The 3,085-nt window shown below is 72.3% G+C and carries 3 protein-coding genes; 1 reads left to right on the forward strand and 2 read right to left on the reverse strand.

What is annotated here, in order from left to right:
• Positions 1-241: 241 nt before the first annotated feature.
• Positions 242-1,249, reverse strand: a complete 1,008-nt coding sequence (locus IQ279_RS27405; protein ID WP_206352019.1) for a stage II sporulation protein M — start codon at positions 1,247-1,249, stop codon at positions 242-244.
• A gap of 142 nt (positions 1,250-1,391) precedes the next feature.
• Between IQ279_RS27405 and IQ279_RS27410 the strand changes: the two genes are divergently transcribed.
• Positions 1,392-2,378: an RDD family protein gene (locus IQ279_RS27410; protein ID WP_206352020.1), complete on the forward strand. Its 987-nt coding sequence runs from the start codon at positions 1,392-1,394 to the stop codon at positions 2,376-2,378.
• A gap of 17 nt (positions 2,379-2,395) precedes the next feature.
• Here IQ279_RS27410 and IQ279_RS27415 read toward each other — a convergent pair whose 3' ends face one another.
• Positions 2,396-3,010 (reverse strand): hypothetical protein, encoded by a 615-nt coding sequence (locus IQ279_RS27415; protein ID WP_206352021.1) that lies wholly within the window; start codon positions 3,008-3,010, stop codon positions 2,396-2,398.
• Between the last annotated feature and the right edge of the window lie 75 nt (positions 3,011-3,085).

Raw genomic sequence — 3,085 nt, forward strand, 5'->3', positions numbered from 1 at the left:
TCTATCAGAGTCGCTTTCGCCGATCGAAATCGGCTTCACTTCCCGACAGAATTCGGATTGCCTCACCGGAGCCTTGGGCTCTCAGTGGAAGCTGGATAGATTTTCATCCGTCTACCTTCGAGGGTACCACCCTCAGGGCAACTTCTAAAATCTACCTCCCGCAGAGCCCCCCGTCAAGGGCGCCCTCCGGAACGATCAGAACCGTAGCAGGTCTGGGGGCCTCGATGCACATCGGCTCGTGTCACGCCGCCAGAGGCACCTCGGCGGAGCGGTCGGCGGCCTCCACATCGCCCGCCTCGCCGCTCCTCACCGCCCTGGCGCCCAGCAGGTAGACGTAGGAAAGGAAGGCCAGTTCGGCGGCCACACCGATGGTGATCCTGGCCCAGGTGGGCAGCCCCGAGGGGGTCACGAAACCCTCGATGACGCCCGAGACGAAGAGCACCGCGGCCAGGCCGAGCGCCATGCCGATGGCAGCTCGCCCCTCCTCCGCGAGTGCCGTGCGGCGGCTGCGCGGTCCCGGGTCGATGACCGTCCACCCCAGGCGCAGCCCCGTGCCGGCCGCGACGAAGAGAGCGGTCAGTTCGAGCAGGCCGTGCGGGAGGATCAAGCCGAGGAAGACGTCCAGACGGCCCGCCGATGTCATCAGGCCGATGCCGATTCCGACGTTCAGCATGTTCTGGAACAGCACCCACAGCACCGGTATCCCGAGGAAGACGCCGAAGATCAGGCAGATCGCGGCGGCCTGGGCGTTGTTCGTCCACACCTGGGCGGCGAAGGATGTGGCCGGATTGCTGGAGTAGTACGTCTCGTACTGGCCTCCGGGCCGGGTCATCTCGCGCAACTGTTCCGGGGCCACGATGGAGGCCTGAATCTCGGGGTGGGTACCGATCCACCAGCCGATGAGGACGGCGACCAGCGTGGACAGCAGGGCCGTCGGTATCCACCAGTGCCGGGAGCGGTAGACGGCTGCCGGGAAGCCGACCGTGAAGAAGCGCGCCACGTCGCGCCAGGTCGAGCGACGGGCGCCGGTGACCGCGCTGCGCGCACGGGCGACGAGCGAGGTGAGCCGGCCGGTCAGCGCGGGGTCTGGGGCGGCGGACTGGATCAGCGACAGATGGGTGGAGACGCGCTGGTAGAGGGCGACGAGTTCGTCCGCCTCGGCCCCTGTGAGGCGGCTTCGGCGGCGCAGCAGTTCCTCCAGGCGGTCCCACTCGGCCCGGTGGACGGTGACGAAGACATCGAGGTCCATGGGGAGAGCTTTTCAGATGGGGTGCGGTCGGTCTCGGGCTGCTTGGCGGCCGGTCGGTCGCGGGCGGCAGACTGTGTACGTACCCGGCGTGGGGCGTAAGAGGCGTACACGGGTCCGAAGCGAGTGCGAGGAGGCGTACCGGGTGAGTCAGCTCGTGACGGGTGATGCGGTGGTGCTCGGGCTGCGGCCCGCGCGACTGCCGAGCCGGGCCCTGGCCGTCTTCATAGATCTGGTCGTGCTCTGGGGTGTCTATCTGGCGCTGTCGATGGCGTTGCTGTCGGCCACCGGGTCGCTGGACGACGCGGCCACCGCCGCGATCGCCGTCGCGCTGCTGCTGCTGGTGCTCATCGGCGGGCCGGTGGCGGTCGAGACGCTCTCCCACGGCCGTTCGCTGGGGAAGATGGCGTGCGGGCTGCGGGTGGTGCGGGAGGACGGCGGACCGATCCGCTTCCGGCACGCGCTGGTGCGCGGGGCGCTGGGCTTCGTGGAGATCCAGATGACGGTGGGGGTCGTCGCCTGCATCGCCTCGCTCGTCTCCGCGCGGGGCCGGCGTCTCGGTGACGTGTTCGCCGGGACGCTGGTGGTGCGGGAGCGGGTGCCGGTGTCGCGGCCAGTGCCGGTGCCGCCTCCGCCGCCGTGGGTGGCCGGGCACTTCGCGGGGCTGGACCTGTCGCGGGTGCCGGACGGGCTGTGGCTGGCCGTACGGCAGTACCTGCTGCGCGCGGACCAGCTCGATCCGCAGGTGGGCTGGTCGATGGCGCAGCGTCTGGCGGCCGACGTGGCCAGCTTCACCGGGGCCCCCGTCCCGGAGGGGATGCCTCCGGGCGTGTACCTGTCCGGTGTGGTGGCCGAGCGGCAGGGGCGGGAGGCGCAGCGGGCCTTCGGGGGAGGCGTCGGGCCGGAGACAGGGCGGAGCGGCGCCGTGCCTGCGCCGAACGCCCCCGGTGCCGGGGCCGGTCCCGTGAGCGGTCCCGGCACCGCGTGGTCGGCCCCGCTCTCTGCGGCGGCTCCTCCCGCTGTTCCTCCGGCGCCCGCGCCGTCTCCGCCGCGGCCGTCGGCCGGTGGCGGTGGTGACGGCGGTGGCGGAGACGCGGACGGGCCGCGCACCGGCTTCGTCCCCCCTGCCTGACGCCGGCCGGGGGCGGGTCAGGTGAACGTCGAGGGTGGTGACTCCAGGTCCTCCAGCTCGACGCCGGGGGCGGCCAGGACCACGTCCCCGGCGATGTGGACAGAGTGGCGCTCACCCGTCTCCAGATCGTCGACCCGGTAGTGGTCCACCGTCAGCGGGCCGCTGTCGGTGGCGTGTGCTTCGCTGTCCACCAGCGCCCAGGCCTGGTCGAGGGTGCGTGGGGCGAGCACCGGGGGCGCGAAGGCGACGAGGCGGACGCGGGTGGCCGGCGCGCCGGCCACGGGGCGCAGCAGCCTGGCGACGGCGACGAGGAAGGCGGGGGACGCGCCGGTGAAGGCGTGGGCGGGCGCGGTGCCCTCCTGTGTCCGATCTCCGGACGGGTCGGCGCGCACCCAGGTCACGCCGTCGAGGGCGGCGCCGCGCACCTGCCAGTGGGGGGTGGTCAGTTCGAGGCGGAGGGGGCGGCCGATGCCGTCCAGGGTGAGGTCGACCGAGCCCGCGCGGTCGCCGGAGGGTGCGGTGAGCTGCGAGACGTACCGCCAGCCGGACGGGCCGGTGGCGCACTGGAAGTGCTCCTCGCCCAGGGGGGCGCGGTCGTGCGGGTCGTGGAGTGAGTAGCGGCCGCGGGGCATGACGGGATCCTTACGGGTCAGGCCCCCGCCGTGGAGCGAGGGCCTGACGGTGTCGCCTACCTGCTGTGTGACCGT

Origin of the sequence: Streptomyces verrucosisporus (genome assembly GCF_017114865.1) — a bacterium.
Taxonomy (GTDB): Bacteria; Actinomycetota; Actinomycetes; order Streptomycetales; family Streptomycetaceae; genus Streptomyces; species Streptomyces fenghuangensis.